15 protein-coding genes are annotated in these 17,794 nt (G+C 73.5%); 7 read left to right on the top strand and 8 right to left on the bottom strand.

All coding sequences use genetic code 11. From position 1 onward, the window contains the following. Positions 1-69: 69 nt before the first annotated feature. Both EUA94_RS08050 and EUA94_RS08055 read left to right on the top strand, forming a co-directional pair. Entirely contained in the window at positions 70-357 is a 288-nt protein-coding gene (locus tag EUA94_RS08050) for a DUF2530 domain-containing protein (RefSeq protein WP_242494734.1), read from the top strand. After that, positions 354-959, top strand: a complete 606-nt coding sequence (locus EUA94_RS08055) for a class I SAM-dependent methyltransferase (RefSeq protein ID WP_129426353.1) — start codon at positions 354-356, stop codon at positions 957-959. The genes EUA94_RS08050 and EUA94_RS08055 overlap by 4 nt, the downstream gene beginning before the upstream one ends. Before the next feature lie 7 nt (positions 960-966). On the opposite strand, the gene EUA94_RS08060 is transcribed toward EUA94_RS08055, so the two are convergent. Continuing rightward, positions 967-1,761, bottom strand: a complete 795-nt coding sequence (locus EUA94_RS08060) for a DUF3027 domain-containing protein (RefSeq protein WP_242494735.1) — start codon at positions 1,759-1,761, stop codon at positions 967-969. Positions 1,762-1,860: 99 nt separating this feature from the next. Between EUA94_RS08060 and EUA94_RS08065 the strand changes: the two genes are divergently transcribed. Then, positions 1,861-3,321 carry an MFS transporter gene (locus EUA94_RS08065; RefSeq protein WP_242494736.1) on the top strand — a complete coding sequence of 487 codons (1,461 nt, stop codon included), beginning with the start codon at positions 1,861-1,863 and terminating at the stop codon, positions 3,319-3,321. 1 nt (position 3,322) lies between these two features. Here EUA94_RS08065 and EUA94_RS08070 read toward each other — a convergent pair whose 3' ends face one another. Then, positions 3,323-3,718 (bottom strand): cold-shock protein, encoded by a 396-nt coding sequence (locus EUA94_RS08070; protein ID WP_129426355.1) that lies wholly within the window; start codon positions 3,716-3,718, stop codon positions 3,323-3,325. A 203-nt stretch (positions 3,719-3,921) separates the two neighbouring features. Here EUA94_RS08070 and EUA94_RS08075 point away from each other — a divergent pair, with 203 nt between their 5' ends. Beyond that, positions 3,922-6,033 (top strand): S8 family serine peptidase, encoded by a 2,112-nt coding sequence (locus tag EUA94_RS08075; protein WP_129426356.1) that lies wholly within the window; start codon positions 3,922-3,924, stop codon positions 6,031-6,033. 57 nt (positions 6,034-6,090) lie between these two features. Here EUA94_RS08075 and EUA94_RS08080 read toward each other — a convergent pair whose 3' ends face one another. The 6 genes from EUA94_RS08080 to EUA94_RS08105 all read right to left on the bottom strand — a co-directional run bounded on the left by EUA94_RS08080 (position 6,091) and on the right by EUA94_RS08105 (position 13,227). Beyond that, positions 6,091-7,461, bottom strand: a complete 1,371-nt coding sequence (locus EUA94_RS08080; protein WP_129426357.1) for an MFS transporter — start codon at positions 7,459-7,461, stop codon at positions 6,091-6,093. Between the two features lie 69 nt (positions 7,462-7,530). Further along, positions 7,531-8,289, bottom strand: a complete 759-nt coding sequence (locus EUA94_RS08085; protein ID WP_129426358.1) for a 3-hydroxybutyrate dehydrogenase — start codon at positions 8,287-8,289, stop codon at positions 7,531-7,533. Between the two features lie 96 nt (positions 8,290-8,385). Then, positions 8,386-10,218 (bottom strand): helix-turn-helix domain-containing protein, encoded by a 1,833-nt coding sequence (locus EUA94_RS08090; RefSeq protein WP_242494737.1) that lies wholly within the window; start codon positions 10,216-10,218, stop codon positions 8,386-8,388. 32 nt (positions 10,219-10,250) lie between these two features. Continuing rightward, the gene (locus EUA94_RS08095) at positions 10,251-11,342 is read right to left on the bottom strand and encodes an RDD family protein (RefSeq protein WP_129426360.1); all 1,092 of its coding nucleotides are present in this window, start codon (positions 11,340-11,342) and stop codon (positions 10,251-10,253) included. A gap of 14 nt (positions 11,343-11,356) precedes the next feature. Further along, the gene (locus tag EUA94_RS08100) at positions 11,357-12,415 is read right to left on the bottom strand and encodes an FHA domain-containing protein (RefSeq protein WP_129426361.1); all 1,059 of its coding nucleotides are present in this window, start codon (positions 12,413-12,415) and stop codon (positions 11,357-11,359) included. Next, on the bottom strand, positions 12,412-13,227 hold the full coding sequence (locus EUA94_RS08105; RefSeq protein ID WP_129426362.1) for a protein phosphatase 2C domain-containing protein: 816 nt from the start codon (positions 13,225-13,227) through the stop codon (positions 12,412-12,414). Before EUA94_RS08105 ends, EUA94_RS08100 begins: the two co-directional genes overlap by 4 nt. A 69-nt stretch (positions 13,228-13,296) precedes the next feature. Here EUA94_RS08105 and EUA94_RS08110 point away from each other — a divergent pair, with 69 nt between their 5' ends. From EUA94_RS08110 to EUA94_RS08120, 3 genes are read left to right on the top strand one after another with little or no spacing between them, the layout of a single operon-like run. Next, entirely contained in the window at positions 13,297-15,564 is a 2,268-nt protein-coding gene (locus EUA94_RS08110) for a helicase C-terminal domain-containing protein (protein WP_129426363.1), read from the top strand. Positions 15,565-15,587: 23 nt separating this feature from the next. Then, positions 15,588-16,148, top strand: a complete 561-nt coding sequence (locus EUA94_RS08115; RefSeq protein ID WP_129426364.1) for a CGNR zinc finger domain-containing protein — start codon at positions 15,588-15,590, stop codon at positions 16,146-16,148. Then, positions 16,145-17,794 carry a DNA repair helicase XPB gene (locus EUA94_RS08120; RefSeq protein WP_129426365.1) on the top strand — a complete coding sequence of 550 codons (1,650 nt, stop codon included), beginning with the start codon at positions 16,145-16,147 and terminating at the stop codon, positions 17,792-17,794. The genes EUA94_RS08115 and EUA94_RS08120 overlap by 4 nt, the downstream gene beginning before the upstream one ends.

Genomic DNA, 17,794 nt, shown 5'->3' on the forward strand with positions numbered 1-17,794 from the left:
GGGACCGGAGTCTGGCAGAACCGTGTGACGCGCGCGTGACGCCTCCCCGCGGCGCTGTAGCGTGGCGGCGTGGACCTGGGCGACGCGCAGCCGACGCAGCACGAGATCGGCAACCGCACCTTCATCGTGGCGCAGGTCGCGCCGCTCGACGTCGACGGCGTACGCACCACGGAGGTCGGCACGGCGCTGTGGCTGCTCGGCTTCCTCGGGCTCCTGCCCTTCTGGAGCACGCTCCAGGACAGCGGGCGCACGTGGTGGCTGTGGACCTGCCTGGCCGGCTTCGGTCTCGGCCTGTGCGGGCTGGAGTACTGCCGTCGCCGCCGCAAGGAGCGCGCCGCCCTGCGGGTCTCCCCGTGACGCACCCGCCGACCCGGTGGGAGCTCGCCGGCGAGGGCAACAAGGGCTACGGCGAGACCTTCGCCCACCGCGTCTCGGCCGGTGAGGACGTGGACGGCGAGGCCCGGCTGGCCGACGCCCTCGCGCCCCGCAATGCCCGCATCCTCGACATCGGCTCCGGCATGGGTCGGGTCTCGGCCGCCCTCCAGGCGCGCGGCCACCGGGTCGTGGCGACCGAGCCCGACCCGTCACTGCGCGCCCAGTCCGGGTCGACGTACGCCTCGCTCGAGGTGCTGCCCCACGAGGCGCTCGCCCTCGACCCGGCCGAGCTCGGGTCCTTCGACCTCGTCGTGGTCGTCGGCAACGTGATGATCTACCTGGGCGAGGGCACCGAGCGGTCCGTGCTGGAACGCGTCCGCGACCTGCTCGCGCCCGACGGTCGCGTGCTCCTGGGCTTCCACCTCACGGCCGTCAAGAGCGGAAGCCGCACCTATCCGGCCGACGAGTTCGTGGCGGACGTCGCGGCATCAGGGCTGCGGGTGGTCCACCGCTTCGGCAGCTACGAGCTGCGCGAGCCTGTCGACGACTACGCCGTCTGGGTGTTGGAGCCGGCGAGGGCCTGAGCCAGGGCTACAGCTTCTCGAACTCGTCGTCGGTCAGGGTGTCGAAGGCGTGGTCGGGCATCGGCAGCGGCTGCTGCTTGCGCGCCAGCTTGACCTCGGAGTGGGCGCCGCAGCCGTGGTCGAGGGTGACGACGGTGCCGTCGTCGTTGGCGTTGCCGTTGGCGCAGACGCCGAAGCTGTCGGCCAGCGAGCCGTTGAGCCGGACCAGGAACCCGCAGGACCAGCAGTGGTCGGGAGCGCTCTTGGCAATCGGGGCGTCGGGGCCGCCGTTGCCGGCGTGCCAGCGCTCGGCCGCCATGTCGAGGCCCTCGCGGCTCAGGGTGCGCACGCGCCCCAGGCCGAGGTCCTCGGCGACGCGGCGCACCTGGGCGCGGGCGTCGCCGTCCATCGGGCCGTCGAGCGGGTCGTCGCCGACGAGGTAGGTCGGGACCAGGCGGGCGTCCTCGTCCTCGACCGGGAGCAGGTCGCCGGGTGAGAGGTCGCCGGGCTGGAGGCGCTCCTTGTACGGCACCCAGGCGGGGGCCACGATCGCGGCGTCGCCGGGGAGCAGGACGACCTCGTTGACGGTGAGGTCCTTGCCGCGCTTGGCGCGGGTGAGGGTGACCGACCAGTGCCAGCCGGGGTAGCCCGGCCGGGTGCAGGCGAAGTGGTGCGTGACGACGCGCTCACCCTCGGCGTGGGCACCCAGGTGGTCGCCCACCTCGGCGGCTTCGGCGACCTCGAGGACGGCGCCGCGCGCGAGGTCGGCGGCCTTGGCGAGGACCGAGTCCGGCTTGCCGGAGCGGGTGGGGAGAGCGATCACGTACGCCATCATGACAAACGGTGCACGGTCCTGTCCCGTCGGCACCCCGGGCCGGGACGGCGTCCGCGTGGTGTCGGGCGGGTAGGCCAAGATGGACCCGTGACCAGCGACCACCCCGACCCGACCTCCGGGCAGGAGCCGGGGCCGCGGTCGGAGCAGGCCACTCCCCCGCGTCCGAGCGCCGTACGCCGGTCGATGTCCGGCGCCGCGCGCGGTGCCCGGGCAGCAGGCCGGGGCGCCAAGGTGGCCGGTCGCGGGGCCAGGGTGGCCGGGCGGGGCGCGGGCACCGCGGGCCAGTACGCCGTCTCCCAGGCGCGTCGGGCCGCGCGGGCCGAGGGCGCCGGCGACTCCGGCCTGTCACGGCTGATCGAGCTCCACGCCTTCAACGCCGCCGGCGACGCGGCCGTCGCGATCTCGCTGGCCGGCACGCTGTTCTTCCAGGTACCCACCGGCGAGGCGCGCGGCCAGGTCGCCCTGTTCCTCGGCCTGACGATGCTCCCGTTCGCGATCGTGGCGCCGCTGATCGGGCCGTTCCTCGACCGCTTCAGCCACGGCCGCCGGTGGGCGGTCGGCGCGACCATGGCGATCAGGTGCTTCCTGTGCTGGGTGCTGGCCACGGCGGTGGTGACCGAGTCGGGCTGGTTGTTCCCGGCGGCACTGGGCTGCCTCGTCGCCTCCAAGGCGTACGGCGTCACCCGCGCCGCGGCCGTCCCCCGGCTGCTGCCACCCGACCTGACGCTGGTGAAGGCCAACGCCCGGGTGTCGCTCGCGGGCATCGTGGGTGCCGGCATCTCGGCCCCGCTGGCGATCCTCGCCTCGACGTTCGGACCCGAGTGGTCGCTGCGCTACGGCTTCGTGATCTTCGTGCTCGCCACGATCTGGGCGATCCGGCTGCCCGAGAAGGTCGACGCCAGCCACGGTGAGGGCGAGCTGGTGCTCACCGGATCCACGACCGGCGCCACCTCGGGGAAGCGCCCGCGCACCCGGATCCCCGCAGCCGTGGCGTTCGCGCTGCGGGCCAACTGCGGGCCGCGCTGGCTGTCGGGCTTCCTCACGATGTTCATGGCGTTCCTGCTGCGCGACAACCCGATCGGCGACTGGAAACCCGAGATCCTGCTCGGCGCGGTGATCGGCGCGGCCGGGCTCGGCAACACCGTCGGCATCACCATCGGCTCGATGCTCCGACGGCTCAACCCTGCCGTGACCGTCGTGCTGGCACTCCTGGCGGACGTGGCCGCGGCCGTGGTGGCCGCCCTCTTCTACGGCCTGCCCTCCCTGATCCTGCTGGGCCTCACGGCCGGCCTGGCGCAGGCCCTGGCGAAGCTGTCGCTGGACTCGACGATCCAGCGCGACGTGCCGAGCCGGATCCAGGCGAGCGCCTTCGCCCGCTCCGACACCACGCTGCAGCTCGCCTGGGTGATCGGCGGCTTCATCGGCATCGCGATGCCGCTGATGCCCCAGCTCGGGCTCGGCATCGCCGCCGGCGTCCTCGGGATCTGGGCGACGTTCGTGCTCATCAGCCGGCCGGGCCGGCAGGCGCCTGCACCTGCTGCTGGCTAGGTCAGAGCTCGAGCTCGTCGGCGAGGGCTCGCAGCACCTTCGCCGTGCCGCGGGCCGCGTCGCGCTCGGGGTGACGACCGCGGCGGTAGCCCTCCTCGACGCCCTCGAGCATCTTGATGAGGTCCTCGACGATGCTCACCATCACCTCGGGCTGCTTGCGCTGGGCGTTGCGCTGGTTGCGGGTGACCGAGGCGGGGGCGTCGACGATCCGCACCTGGAGGGCCTGGTCGCCGCGTCGTCCCTGCGCGATGCCGAACTCGACCTTGGTGCCGGCCTTGAGCGTCGTGGTGCCCTCGGGCAGCGCGTCGGAGTGGACGTAGACGTCCGGCCCGTCGTCCTGCGACAGGAAGCCGAAGCCCTTGTCGACGTCGAACCACTTCACCTTGCCACTGGGCACGGGTCTCTCCCTGTTCCTGGTCACCACGGGTCTCTCCGTGGGTCTCTCCGTCCGCGGATCCGCGGGCGCGGGCAAAGAATAGGCGGCGGCGGGCGCGGTCCACCAACGGGTTGTGCACGGGAGGCTTTGTCTGAGCGCACCGCGACTGCGATCATGGGCGGTTCGGGGGACGACACACGTCACAGCAGGGGAAGGCGGGGACCGTGCGGGCACGACCGGTGGGGCGCATCGTGGGCTGCGCGCTGCTCGCGCTCGGCCTCACCGTGTCCGCTGCGAGCGTGGCGCTGGCCGAGGACGCGCCGGCCGCGGCCGCCGGGTCCGAGCCGCTGACCCTCGTCACCCTCCAGGGACCGGGCACCTCCGCGGGCACCCGCGACGCCGCCGACCTCCTCGCCCGGCAGGACACCCTCCTCGCGGCGATCGGCGCCAGCGAGCCCACCTACCGCTGGACCACCGCGCTCAACGGCTTCGCGGTCCGCCTGACCGCCGACCAGCTCGGCGCCCTCGAGGCCCAGCCGGGCATCGCCGCGATCGAGCCCGACAGCGTCCGGCCACTCGCCGGACGTACGTCACCCGCGACGGTGAGCAGCGCCGTGACCAGCCCGCGACTCCGCGGTGGTGCCGGCGTGGTGATCGGCGTGGTCGACTCCGGCATCGCGACCGAGTCCCCCGCCTTCGCCGACGTTCCCGGCCTGGGGGCCGACCCGCAGGCGTTCGCCGGCGCGTGTGCGGAGGGTGACGGCTGGACCGCCGACGACTGCACCCGCAAGATCGTCGGCGCCCGCTGGTTCGTCGACGGCTTCGGCGCCGACCGCATCCGGTCGTCCGAGTCCCTGTCGGCCCAGGACGTGCTCGGCCACGGCACCCAGGTCTCCTCCGTCGCCGCAGGCAACGCCGGCGTGAGCGTCCGGGTCGACGGCCGCGACGCCGGCCGGTTCGGCGGCGTCGCACCCCAGGCCCGCGTCGCTGCCTACAAGGCGTGCTGGGGAGCTCCCGACCCGGCCGACGACGGCTGCTCGACCGCCGACGTCGTGTCGGCCGTGGACGCCGCCGTCGCCGACCACGTCGACGTGCTGAGCCTCGCGCTCGCCGGTGGCGAGGGCATCGACACCCTCCAGCGCGCGCTGCTCGGCGCCGCGGAGGCCGACATCGTGGTCGTCGGCGCGGCCGGCAACTCGGCCGGCTCGGCGTACGCCGCGCACTCCTCGCCCTGGGTGACCACCGTCGGCTCGGCCGTGGGCCGGATGTCGCGCGGACGCGTCTCGGCGCCGGGCAGTCGCTCGTTCGCCGGGGGCGGACGTCCTGCCCGAGTCGCGGGGCGTGCGGTGCTGGCACAGCGGGCGCCTGCGCCGGGTGTCTCGCACCGGGTTGCCGGCCAGTGCCGGCGCGACGCCCTCGACTCGCGCCAGGTGGCCGGACGCATCGTGGTGTGTCGCCGCGGCGGCATCGGTCGCATCGACAAGTCCGAGAACGTCGCCCTCGCCGGTGGCCGCGCAATGGTGCTGGTCAACCTGCGCCCCGGGTCCGTGACCGCCGACTTCCACGCGGTCCCCACCGTCCACCTGTCAGCGCGCGCCGGTCGTACGTTCAGCCGCTGGGTGGCCCGCCACCCCGGCGCCAAGGTCCGAATGTCCCGCATCAGCGGCGCCCCCGGCACCCGACGTACGGCGCCGTGGAGCGCCGCCGGTGACCCGCGCGGCGCGTCGGTGAAGCCCGACGCCGTGGCCGACGGCGACGCCGTGCTGGGCGCCCTGCCCGACGCCACGGGCCGCACCTGGGGCGTCTTCAGCGGCAGCTCAGCCGCCACCGCCCACGCGAGTGGCCTCGCGGCCCTGGTGCTGGGCGAGCACGACTGGTCGGCCTCGATCGTCCGCTCGCTGGTCGCCTCCTCGGCCCGACCCATCCCGGGCTCGTCGGTGCTGGTCCAGGGAGCCGGAGCCCTGCCCGGGCAGGCGCCGACGGCCCACCTCGCCCTCGACGTGCCCACCCACGCGTGGCGTCGTGCCCTGCGCCGGCACACGCTCGCCGACCTCAACACCGGCTCGCTCCTGCTGCCTACGCGGCGGACGACGACCGTGCGCACGCTGACCAACATCGGCACCCGGCCGGAGTACTTCTCCGTCACCGCCCGGGGCTTCACCTCGCACGTCGTCAGCGTCCGCCCCCTCGCCGTACGCCTCGCGCCGGGGCAGTCGGCCCGCTTCACCATCACGGTGTCGGGTCCCACCACCCCCGGCGGCCTCGACGACGGTGAGCTCGTCTGGCTAGGCGCCCGCGGCGGCATCACCCGCATCCCGGTCGCCCTCACCCGCTGACGACGACGGACCGCCGCCCCTCGAGGGGGACGACGGCCCGGTGTCGGGACTGCGGCGTCAGTCGTTCAGCACCCGGTCGTGGCGCAGCGAGTTCCCTCGCGTCTCCTTGGCGAAGAGCACCGCGACGATCGTGATCACCGACGCGATGGTCATGTAGATCGCGACCTTGTCGACGTTGGCCGTGCCCTCGCTCGCCTTGCCGAGGAGGTCGATCGCGATGATCGGGGCGAGCGCGCCGGCGAAGATCGACGCGAGCTGGTAGCCCACCGAGGCTCCGGTGTAGCGCACCGAGGTGCCGAAGAGCTCGGAGAAGAAGGCCGCCTGCGGGGCGTACATCAGGGCGTGCAGCATCAGGCCGACGACGATCGCGAGGATGATCTTGCCCTCGGAGCGCGAGGCGATCAGGTCGAAGAACACCCACGACCACGCCGCGACGCCGACGGCACCGGCGAGGTAGAGCGGCCGGCGGCCGACCCGGTCGCTCAGCGCGCCGACGAGCGGGATCGTCACGAAGTGCACGACCGAGCCGATCAGCAACGCCTTGAGGATCAGCGACTTGTCGTCGGCGGTGCCGGCGTAGATCGTGAGGAACGAGATCGAGATGATCGTGAAGAGGTAGTAGGAGATGTTCTCCGCCATCCGCATGCCCATCGCGACGAAGACCTCGCGGGGGTACTTGCGGAAGACCTCGACCAGCGGCAGGTGTGGGGTCTCCTTGGTCTCCATCTCGGCCTTGGCCTCGGCGAAGACGGGCGACTCCTCGATCGAGAGCCGGACCCACAGGCCCACGCCCACCAGGATCGCACTGAGCAGGAACGGGATGCGCCAGCCCCACGCGTTGAAGTCGGCCTCGTTCTGCACGGCGGCGAGCACCCACAGGACGCCGGTGGCGAACAGGTTGCCCAGCGCCACGCCGGCCTGCGGCCACGAGGACCAGAAGCCGCGCTGCGAGTCGTCACCGTGCTCGGCGGCCATCAGGACCGCGCCACCCCACTCGCCGCCGACCGCGAAGCCCTGGAGCAGGCGGCAGAAGAGGAGCAGCAGCGGTGCGGCGACGCCGATGGAGGCGTACGTCGGGAGGAGGCCGATCGCGAAGGTCGCGACACCCATCAGGAAGAGGGAGACGACGAGCATCTTCTTGCGGCCGACCTTGTCGCCGAAGTGCCCGAAGACGACGCCACCCAGGGGGCGCGCGACGAAGCCGAGGGCGTACGTGCCGAAGGCCAGAAGTGTCGCCGTGGCGGGCTCGCTCTCCGGGAAGAAGAGCGTGCCGAAGACGAGGGCGGCGGCCGATCCGTAGAGGAAGAAGTCGTACCACTCCACGGCGGTGCCGATGAGGGACGCGAAGACGACCTTGACGATGTTGGTGCGCTCGGGCGCCGCGCCTGGCGCGCCGCTCCCGGTGGCGGTGGTGGTCTCGGTGGACATGACGTGCCTTTCATCGGGGGATGACATGGGTGCTGGTTCTGGGATGTGCGGGGTGGGGCTGGATCAACGTCAGGCGGCGGTCCAGCCGCCGTCGAGGAGCAGTGAGGAGCCGGTCATCGAGGTGGCGGCCGGGCCGCAGAGGAAGGCCACCGCGTCGGCGACCTCCTCGGGCTCGACCAGGCGCCTGATCGGCGTACGCGCGAGCAGGACGGTGTCGAGCACCTCGTCCTCGGGGATGCCGTGGGTGCGCGCCTGGTCGGCGAGCTGGCCCTCCACGAGCGGGGTGCGGACGTAGCCGGGGCAGACCGTGTTGCTGGTGACGCCCTTGTCGGCGGCCTCCAGCGCGATCACCTTGGAGAGGCCCTCGAGACCGTGCTTGGCGCTGACGTAGGCCGACTTGTACGCCGACGCGCGGTGGCCGTGGACGCTGGAGACGTGGACGATGCGGCCCCAGCCGCGGGCGTACATGCCGGGCAGGACCCGGCGGGCGAGCAGGAACGGGGCGTGGAGCATCAGCGCGTGGATGGTGCGGAAGAGCTCGGGGTCGAAGTCCTCGATCGGCGCGACGTGCTGGATGCCGGCGTTGTTGACGAGGATGTCGACGTCGAGGTCGATCGCCTCGATGGCGGCCTCGTCGGTCAGGTCGACGACGTGCGGGGTGCCGTGCACCTGCGCGGCGACCTTGGCCACGCCCTCCTCGTCGCGGTCGAGCAGGTGGACCTCGGCACCGCCCTCGGCGAGCCGGGTGGCGACTGCCGCGCCGATGCCGCTGGCGGCACCCGTCACGAGGGCGCGGCGTCCGCGGAGGGCAGGACTGTCGGAGGTCATGGCCCACAACTTAGGGAGCCGGGTGACGCTCGGCACATGGTCCGGTCGCCCACACTTGATTCGCGAACATGTGGCTCTGCGACATGTTCGAGCGAGTCAGGCGTCCCGCAACCGCTCGAGTCGCAGGGCCAGCTGCAGGTCGAGCGAACGGCTCGGGTCGCGCCAGCCGTCACCTAGCAGCTCGCCGATCCGGTCGAGACGCTGGGTGACCGTGTTGGGGTGGACGTGGAGTGCGGCGGCGGCCTCCTTGAGGCGCCCACCACTGGCGAACCACTCCTCGAGCGTGTCCACCAGGCCGGTCCCCCGGCGCTCGTCCCACGCGCGGACCGGCCCGATCATCGACTCGACGAAGGCGGCCACGTGCTCGGGGTCGTTGTCGCCCAGCAGCAGCCGCGCCACGCCCAGACCCGCGGGGTCGCTCACCTCCTCGACCCGCCCGAGCCGGAGCAGGGTGTCGAGGCAGCGCCGCGCCTCGGCGTGCGCGGCCACCAGCCGGTCCTCCCGGGCGTCGGTGGTGGCGGCGACGCCCACGGTCGCCCGGCCGTCGGCGGCCGCGATCGCCGCCTGCAGGTCGACGCCCACGCCGCGCGCGTCGTCGCTCGGCACCACCACGACGACCACACCGCGGTGCTCGCCCGCCAGGCCCGACAGCCGCTGCGCGTACGCGACAGCGGCCCGTCCGGCGCGCTGCGGGTCGGCGCCGTCGACGGCGGCCGCGGCCACGACGAGCGGCCCGTCGAGGCTCGCGCTGTGCCGGCGGACCCGGTCGCGCAAGCGGTCGCGCGCCTCGCCCCCGGCCTCCAGGAGGTCGGCCAGGAGCTGACCGCCCAGGCGCTCCTCGGCGTCGGCCACGGAGCGCGCGAAGAGCAGCACCAGGGCGGTGACCAGCGCACCGCGCTCGAGCGTACGACGCCCCGCAAGGTCGAGCGGCTCGTCGCGGCGCAGCACCAGGGTGGCCAGGTGCTCGGTACCGGCGAGCGCGACGGCGACCAGCCCGCCCTCGACCGCCACGGACCGACCCGACGCCACCGCACCCGCGACCGCATCGGCCCACGCGAGGCCGGGGTCCTCCCCCGCCTCCAGGTCGCCGGAGGCCGTCCACACCGAGACCGGCGCGCCGAGCACGCCCGTCAGGACCTCGGCCACCTCGGCGACACCGCCGCCCCCGACGAGCAGGTCGGTGAGCCGGTCGTGCGCGAGCGCGGCGGCGTCGACGGCCTCGGTGTGCCGGGTGAGCGACCGGTTGGCCTCGTCGAGCTCGGCGAAGAGCCGGGCGTTCTCCAGTGCGACCACGGCGTGGGCGGCGAACGAGGTGAGCAGGCTGACCTCGGCCTGCGGGAAGCGGCGTACGGACCGGTGGACGGCCAGCAGTGCTCCGATCACCACGCCGTCGAGCACGAGCGGGACACCCAGGATCGCCCGGATCTGCTCTCCCGCCACCGCCTCGTCGATGTAGCCCTTGTGCACGAACCGCTCGTCGGTGGCGTAGTCCTCGGTGAAGTAGGCGGCTCCGGTCTGCGCGACGAGCCCCAGCAGCCCCGTGCCCAGCGGCAGCCGCAGCGTCTGGAACTCGCGGGTGAGCGCCCCGTCGGTCACCTTCATGTACGACGCGCCGTCGTGCTCGTCGTTGAGCGAGAGGTAGGTCATGTCGCAGTGCAGCAGCTGGCGGGCGCGGCGGACGATGGCGGCGAGGATCGTGTCGACGTCACGGATCGCGGTGAGGTCGGACGCGGTCTCGTACAGCGCCGACAGCTCGGCCTCGCGCGACCTCATCCGGGTGATCAGGTCGCGCAGCCGGAGGGCGACGTCGTACTCGGTGCGCAGGACGGCCGCTTCGTCCTCGCCGAGGCCGGTCTCGACCCGCGCGAGGTGCTCGTCGAAGGCGGACAGCGGCGCCTCGTCGTAGATCAGGTCGAGGAAGGTCGGCACGGGCACATCCTGCCCTCCCCTGCCCCCCGGGCTCAGGCCTCGCGGGTGATCGTCATCTCGCGGTCGCCGTAGACGACCTTGTCGCCGTGGACGAGCGCGGCCGGCTTGCCCGGTGCGAGCTGGCGGGAGACGCCCTGCCGGACGAGCACGGTGCCGTTGGTCGACCCGCGGTCCATCACCACGATCGTCCCGTCGACGGCCGGTCCGAACTGGGCATGGGTCTTGGAGACCGACATGTCGGCCGACGCGAGCGGGATGAGGTGGGCGACCTGCTCGCCCGTACGCGCCTCGGGGCGCCGACCGACCAGGGCGAGACCGGCGATCACGAAGCTCTCGCCGTTGTCGAAGTGCACCCGCCACCGCTGCGGCGGCGCCTGCTGCTGCGGATGGGCCTGTGGCGGCGGCACGTGCTGGGGTGGCGCCTGCTGCTGGGGCGGCTGCTCTGCCGGACGCACCGGTGGGGCCGCGACCGGCGGCGGTGCGATGGGCGGTGCGGTGGGCGGCGCCGTGATGTCGGCCGGCAGCGGCTGGCGGCGCATCGAGTGCTCCGAGCGCTCGGGCGTCCGGACCGCCTCGACCGGCGGCGCGGGCACGAGCCGCATCGCGGTGAGGTTGACGATGTGGCGCGGCCCCTCGACGGCGTCGTGGTCGGCCACCTCCACCACCGAACGTACGTCGACCACGACGGTGCGGGTCAGGTGGTCGTGCCACCCGCGGCGCTGGCGGCCGCGGTCCTCGACGGCCGTCCACGCCAGGGTGGCCAGGCCGATGCCGAAGGTGGGCAGCCCGGCCGCGCCGAGCACGAGCGAGCGCGCGAGGGCGGGGCCCACGCCGATGGGGGTGCCGGTGCCGTGGTCGACCACCCGCAGGCCGGAGATCGCCTTGCCGGGCGAGCTGCCGCTGATCCCCAGCACGATCGCGAGGACCAGCCACAGGAGCACAACGGCGCCCGCGACGGCGCCGACGACGGTCCACACCTCGTCGGAGACGAACATCGCGGTCACGACGCCCACCGCGGCCAGCAGGCTCCAGGCCAGGAGGCGGTCGACCGCGAAGGCGGTGAACCGTCGCTCGAGCTGGGCGATCGGGTAGGTGATCGCGTACGGGGGTGCTTGCTGGGTCACGGTGCCGGCTCTGCTCAGGGGTTCGTGACCTGGATGGTGACTCCGTCGCCGAGGTCGAGGACCGCGCCCGGGATGAGGCTGACAGCGATGCCGGCCTTGAGGTCCTCCGGGTCGAGACCGGGCTGGGCCAGGACCGTGCCGTTGGTGGAGCCCAGGTCGGTCACGATGGCCGACCCGTGGTCGGCGCCGGCGCCCGGGCGGATCTCGAGGTGCGTCGAGGAGATCTCCTGGTGCGGGCTCGCGACGGTGACGACGTGGGGCTGGTCGTGCGAGGCGAAGCGCCGGGCCTCGGGCGCGCGCCCGACCAGGACCGTGCGGTCGACCGCCACCACGTCACCGGTCGAGAAGACCAGGGAGGCGACGGGCTGCGACACCACGTCGGGGGCCATCTCCTGGCCGGGGATCGGCGGGCGGTCGAAGTCGGGCACCGGGACGCCGGCCTGCGTCTGGCCGTCGTTGTCGGACCACGGCTCTTCGACGACCGGAGTCTCTCCGGTGGGGGTCGGGTCCTCCTCGGGCTCGCCGAAGCTCATCGGGGCCGCGGGCTCGGGCTCGGGTTCCGGCGTCGGCTCCGGCTCGGGCTCGGGCTCGGCCACCAGGACGGGCACCTCGGGCACCTCGGGCGGCACGGCCGCGACGGCGTCCGATGGCGTACCGAACTCCACGACGGAGACCCGCGCGATGCCGGGGGTCAGGAGGTGCTCGGCGGCACCGTCGCCGGTGAGGGTCACCCGGATGCTGGTGACGCCGGTGACGAGCCGCTCGGCCCAGGCAGCACCCGCGGCCGCACTGACGATCTCCTCGCCGGAGGTCGCGGCGACCGCGGCGGTGGGTGCGCCGCGCACGATCAGGCGGGTGGCGTCGTCACCGTGGGCGACGAGCGCGACGTGGTCGAGCGAGGACAACCCCTCGGCGAGGAGCGCGTCGAGGAGGGCGTCGGCGTCGGCGCCGGAGTCGGCGAGGTCCCACAGGCCGGCCACCCGCGCGCGCTGTGAGCCGGGCAGCAGGACGGTCACCTGCTCGCCGACGACGGCGTACCAGTCCCCCGGCGCGAACCTGGCCTCTGTGCTCACAGTCGTCCCCCAAGCTTGGATTCGAGGCTCTCCAGCTGGCGCTGGGAGTCATAACTGGCGTCCTTCACCAATCCCACCACATCGACGACGACGGCCGTCGCGTTGTCCCGGCCGCCTGCGGCCACGGCCGCCCGCACCAGCCGGTCGGCGGCGTCGCGCGGGTCGGCCACGCTCTCGAGGATCTCCTCGATCTCCTTGTCCTCGATCATCCCGGTGACGCCGTCGCTGCACAGCAGCAGCCGCTCGACCGAGCCCAGCGGCAGCAGGAAGAAGTCGGGCTGGATGCCTTCAGGACTGCCCAGGGCCCGGGTGATGACGTGGCGCTCGGGGTGCATCGCGGCCTCCTCGGCCGTGATCTGGCCGGAGTCGATCAGCTCCTGGACGACCGAGTGGTCGACGCTGATCTGCTCCAGGCGACCCTCGGTGATCCGGTAGATGCGGGAGTCGCCCAGGTTGGCGAGCAGCCACTTGGTCACGCCGTTGTCGTCGACCAGCACCGCCACGACGGCAGTCGTGCCGGCATGCCAGCCCGGCGTCATCGCCCGGTGCGCGTTGCCGAAGTCGATGATGCGCGCCTGCGCGCGGGCGAAGGCGTCGGCGACCTGCTCGGCGCCGCGGGCGGGGTCGTACGCCTCGGCGAGGCGCTGGAACTCCTCCACGACCATCTGGCTGGCGACGTCGCCGCCGGAGTGGCCGCCCATGCCGTCGGCGACCACGAAGACCGGGGGCGCGACGAGGAAGGAGTCCTCGTTGACCTTGCGCACCAGGCCGACGTCGCTCGACGCACCGTGGTGCAGGTCAACGTTCCTCATGCCCGACCCTCTCGGCCCCGTCGCGGGATGTGGGGCGGCGGCACCGACCCGGCGAGTAGCGTAAGAGGGATGTCCAGTCGTGGGCGGGCGACACCCGCACGAACCCTCGCCGACCAGCTGCGGAGCTGGCCGGACGAGCGACTCGTGGCGCTCCTGAGGGCCCGTCCAGATCTCGCCACACCCGCCCCTCAAGATTCGTCGCAGCTCGCCTCGCGGGCCGCCACGCGCTCGTCGATCCACCGCGCCCTCGACGGCCTGGACCGTCTGGAACTTTCCGTGCTTGATTCCCTGCTGGTTGCAGGTCAAACCACAACCGCTCGACTGATCTCGATCGTGCACGCCGACGCCGACCGTGTGGCCACCGCGCTCCAGCGGCTCCTCGACCTCGCGCTGGCCTGGGAGGCCCCCGGCGGGATCCGCGCGCTGAGCGGCGTCGCCGACGCGATGCGCGGGATGCCCGGCCTGGTGAGCGGGCTGCGGCCGTCCAGCCCGGAGCCGCCTGAGCCCGACGAGGTGGCCGCGCTGCTGGCCGGACTGAGCCCCGCCGCCACCGCCCTGCTGCGCCACGTCGACGCCCACGGCGGCGAGGGCACGACCGGTTCGGCACGGCGTACGGTCTCGCCGGAGCGGGCCGCGAGCCCGGCCGAGGAGCTGATCAGCCGTCGCCTGCTGGTGCCCCGGGATGGCGACACCGTCGTGCTGCCCGGCGAGGTGGGGCTGGCCCTGCGGGGCGGCCGGACCACCACCGAGCCCGTCGACGAGGTGCCCGGCCTGGCCACGTCCGCGCGGGACGCCGCTCTCGTGGCCCGGACCGCCGCGGGCGCTGCCTTCGACGTCGTACGACGCGTGGAGCTGCTGCTCGACCACTGGAGCGTGCAGCCGCCGAGCGTGCTGCGCAGCGGCGGGCTCGCCGTCCGCGACCTCAAGGCCGTGGCGCGCGAGCTCCACGTCGACGAGGCCGGGGCCGCCCTCATCGTCGAGGTGGCGCAGTCGGCCGGGCTGATCGCCGAGGGCAACGAGCCCGACGGCACGCCCGTCTGGCTGCCGACCGAGGAGTTCGACGTGTGGTCGGGACGGCCCACGTCCGAGCGGTGGGCGCGGCTGGTCGGCGGGTGGCTGTCGAGCAGCCGGGTCCCCTCGCTGGTCGGCACCCGCGACCCCGCCGGCAAGTCGTGGAACGCGTTGGCGCCCGAGCTGTCGAGCGGGCTCGCCGAGGAGGCACGGCGGCTGGCCCTGCGCGTGCTCGCCGAGCTCCCCGACGGCGAGGTGCTCGCCGTCGGTACGGGCACCGCGTCGCTCGTGCAGCGGGTCGACTGGATGCGGCCGCGCCGGCCAGCGATCTTCGCCGACCTCGTCACCGCGGCCCTCGGCGAGGCCGCCGTGCTCGGCATCAGCGGAGCGGGCGGCCTCCCGCCCAGTGGTCGCCGGATCGCCGAGGACGACCTGCCGGGAGCCGCTGCGGCCATCGACCCGCAGCTCCCCCGACCGGTCGAGCACGTCCTGCTCCAGGCCGACCTCACCGCGGTCGCGCCCGGTCCGCTCGAGACCGAGGTGGCGCGCCGGCTGCACCTGCTGGCCGACGTGGAGTCACGCGGTGGGGCGACGGTCTACCGGTTCAGCTCGGGCTCGCTGCGGCGCGGCTTCGACGCCGGCTGGTCGGCCCTCGAGGTCCGCGACTTCCTCACCGCTGTCTCGCAGACCCCTGTCCCGCAGCCGCTGGAGTTCCTGGTCGACGACGTCGCGCGCACCTTCGGCAGCGTGCGGGTCGGCCACGCCGAGGCCTTCCTGCGCGCCGACGACGAGGCCGCGCTGGCGGCGCTCGTCCACGACCCGAAGGCGCGCACCCTCGGGCTCCGGCTGCTCGCGCCCACCGTCGCCATCTCGACGTCCCCGCTCGACGTGCTGCTGCCGCGGCTGCGCGAGCTCGGTGCGGCTCCCGTCGTGGAGGCGGCCGACGGCACGGTCCGGGTCAGCCGACCCGACCTCCAGCGGGCCCGGAGCCGACGTGGTCGCCGGCCCGCCGGAGCCGTCGAGGCGCGGCGGGCCGCGCAGGTGCAGGCCGTTGCCACCGCGATCCGCGTGGGCGACCGGGCGGAGACCTCGCGCCCGGCGAGTGCCACGACGACCACCCCCTCGGGGGCGCTGGCCGCCCTCCGCGACGCGATCGAGGCCGGCACCACGGTGGTCATCGGCTACGTCGACAACCACGGCGCCAGCGGCGAGCGGGTCGTCGACCCGCGTCGGCTCGACGGCGGCCGACTCTCGGCGTTCGACCACCGCGCGGACGACGTACGCGAGTTCGCCGTGCACCGCATCACCGGAGTCCGGACAGCTTGAGGCCGTCTCCGTAGACTGGGTCGGTGGACTTCATCCGCTACGCCGAGCGCGCCGCGACGCTCGTGAACGCCGACCTGCCCGACGAGGCGGCGCTGCACGAGCACCTCGCCGACCGCACGTGGCTGCACCGTTCGGTGGTGCCGGAGGACATCCCGTCGCTGCAGGCCTTCCAGGCCGAGCTGCGGCCGGTCTTCGAGGCCTCCGACGTCGACGACGTACGCCTCCTCGTGGGGTCGCTCAACGACCTGCTCGCCAGCCACCCGGTCACGCCGATGATCTCCGACCACGACCCGTCGAACCTCCACATGCACGTGACCAACCAGGCCTCATCAGTGGCGGAACTGCTCATCGCCGAGTCGCTGATGGGGCTGGCCAACCTGGTCTGCGACCTCGGCGCCACCCGGCTCGGGATCTGCTCGGAGGCACGCTGCGACAACGTCTTCGTCGACACCTCGCCCAACCAGTCGCGGCGCTACTGCTCCGACCGCTGCTCCTCGCGCGCCAACGTCGCCGCCTTCCGCGCGCGGCAGCGCCAGGCCGTGCAGGCAGGGACCGACCAGGACGTCGAGGCCGCGGCACAGTGAACGACGGCCCCCTCATCGTCCAGTCGGACAAGACGCTGCTGCTCGAGGTCGACCACCCGTCGGCGCCGGAGGCGCGCAAGGCGATCGCCCCCTTCGCCGAGCTCGAGCGTTCGCCCGAGCACATCCACACCTACCGCCTGACCCCGCTCGGCCTCTGGAACGCCCGTGCAGCCGGCCACGACGCCGAGCAGGTCGTCGACGCACTGTTGACGTGGTCGAGGTACGCCGTCCCGCACGCGCTGCTGGTCGACGTCGCCGAGACGATGGGCCGCTACGGCCGGCTCCGTCTGGAGAAGCACCCCGTGCACGGCCTGGTGCTGTCGAGCACCGACCGCCCCGTGCTCGAAGAGGTGCTGCGGGCCAAGAAGATCGCCGGCATGGTCGGTGCGCGGCTCGACGACGACTCGGTCGCGGTCCACCCGAGCGAGCGCGGCAACCTCAAGCAGGCGCTGCTCAAGATCGGCTGGCCGGCCGAGGACTTCGCCGGCTACGTCGACGGCGAGGCGCACGCGATCGACCTCGACCAGTCGAGCTGGACCCTGCGGCCCTACCAGACCGAGGCCGCCCAGTCCTTCTGGGACGGCGGCTCCGGCGTCGTCGTGCTCCCCTGCGGGGCGGGCAAGACCCTCGTCGGCGCGGCCGCGATGGCGCACGCGCAGGCGACCACGTTGATCCTCGTCACCAACACCGTGAGTGCCCGGCAGTGGAAGGACGAGCTGATCGCCCGTACGTCGCTGACCGCCGACGAGATCGGCGAGTACTCCGGCGCCGTCAAGGAGATCCGGCCGGTCACCATCGCGACCTACCAGGTGCTCACGACGAAGCGGAAGGGCGTCTACGCCCACCTCGAGCTGCTCGACGCCCGCGACTGGGGCCTCATCGTGTACGACGAGGTGCACCTGCTGCCGGCCCCGATCTTCCGGATGACCGCGAACCTGCAGGCCCGCCGGCGTCTCGGCCTCACCGCGACCCTGGTGCGCGAGGACGGCCGCGAGGGCGAGGTCTTCTCGCTCATCGGACCGAAGCGCTACGACGCCCCGTGGAAGGACATCGAGGCACAGGGCTACATCGCGCCCGCCGACTGCGTCGAGGTGCGCGTCACCCTGCCGGACGGCGAGCGGCTGGCGTACGCGACGAGCGACCCCGACACCCGCTACCGCCTCGCCTCGTGCACCCACGCCAAGATCGACGTCGTACGCGACCTGGTGCGGCAACACGCGGGCCAGCCGACCCTGGTGATCGGGCAGTACATCGACCAGCTCGACGAGCTCGCCGAGCTGCTCGACGCCCCGGTGATCAAGGGCGAGACCCCCGTCAAGGAACGCCAGCGGCTCTTCGCCGCGTTCCGGACCGGCGAGATCGGCCTGCTGGTGGTCAGCAAGGTCGCCAACTTCTCCATCGACCTGCCCTCGGCCGAGGTGGCGATCCAGGTCAGCGGCTCCTTCGGCTCGCGGCAGGAGGAGGCCCAGCGCCTCGGCCGGCTGCTGCGGCCCAAGACCGAGGGCCGCAGCGCGCACTTCTACACGATCGTCTCGCGCGACACCGTCGACGCCGACTTCGCGCAGAACCGGCAGCGCTTCCTCGCCGAGCAGGGTTACGCCTACCGCATCATCGACGCCGGCGACCTCACCGCTGAGCCGAGCTGA

This window comes from Nocardioides zhouii (assembly GCF_004137345.1).
Lineage (GTDB): Bacteria > Actinomycetota > Actinomycetes > Propionibacteriales > Nocardioidaceae > Nocardioides > Nocardioides zhouii.

Excerpts from the sequence above, each read along its gene's own strand:
- EUA94_RS08080 (WP_129426357.1), bottom strand. The coding sequence starts at position 7,461 with ATGTCCACCGAGACCACCACCGCCACCGGGAGCGGCGCGCCAGGCGCG.
- EUA94_RS08085 (WP_129426358.1), bottom strand. The coding sequence starts at position 8,289 with ATGACCTCCGACAGTCCTGCCCTCCGCGGACGCCGCGCCCTCGTGACG.
- EUA94_RS08105 (WP_129426362.1), bottom strand. The coding sequence starts at position 13,227 with ATGAGGAACGTTGACCTGCACCACGGTGCGTCGAGCGACGTCGGCCTG.
- EUA94_RS08110 (WP_129426363.1), top strand. The coding sequence starts at position 13,297 with ATGTCCAGTCGTGGGCGGGCGACACCCGCACGAACCCTCGCCGACCAG.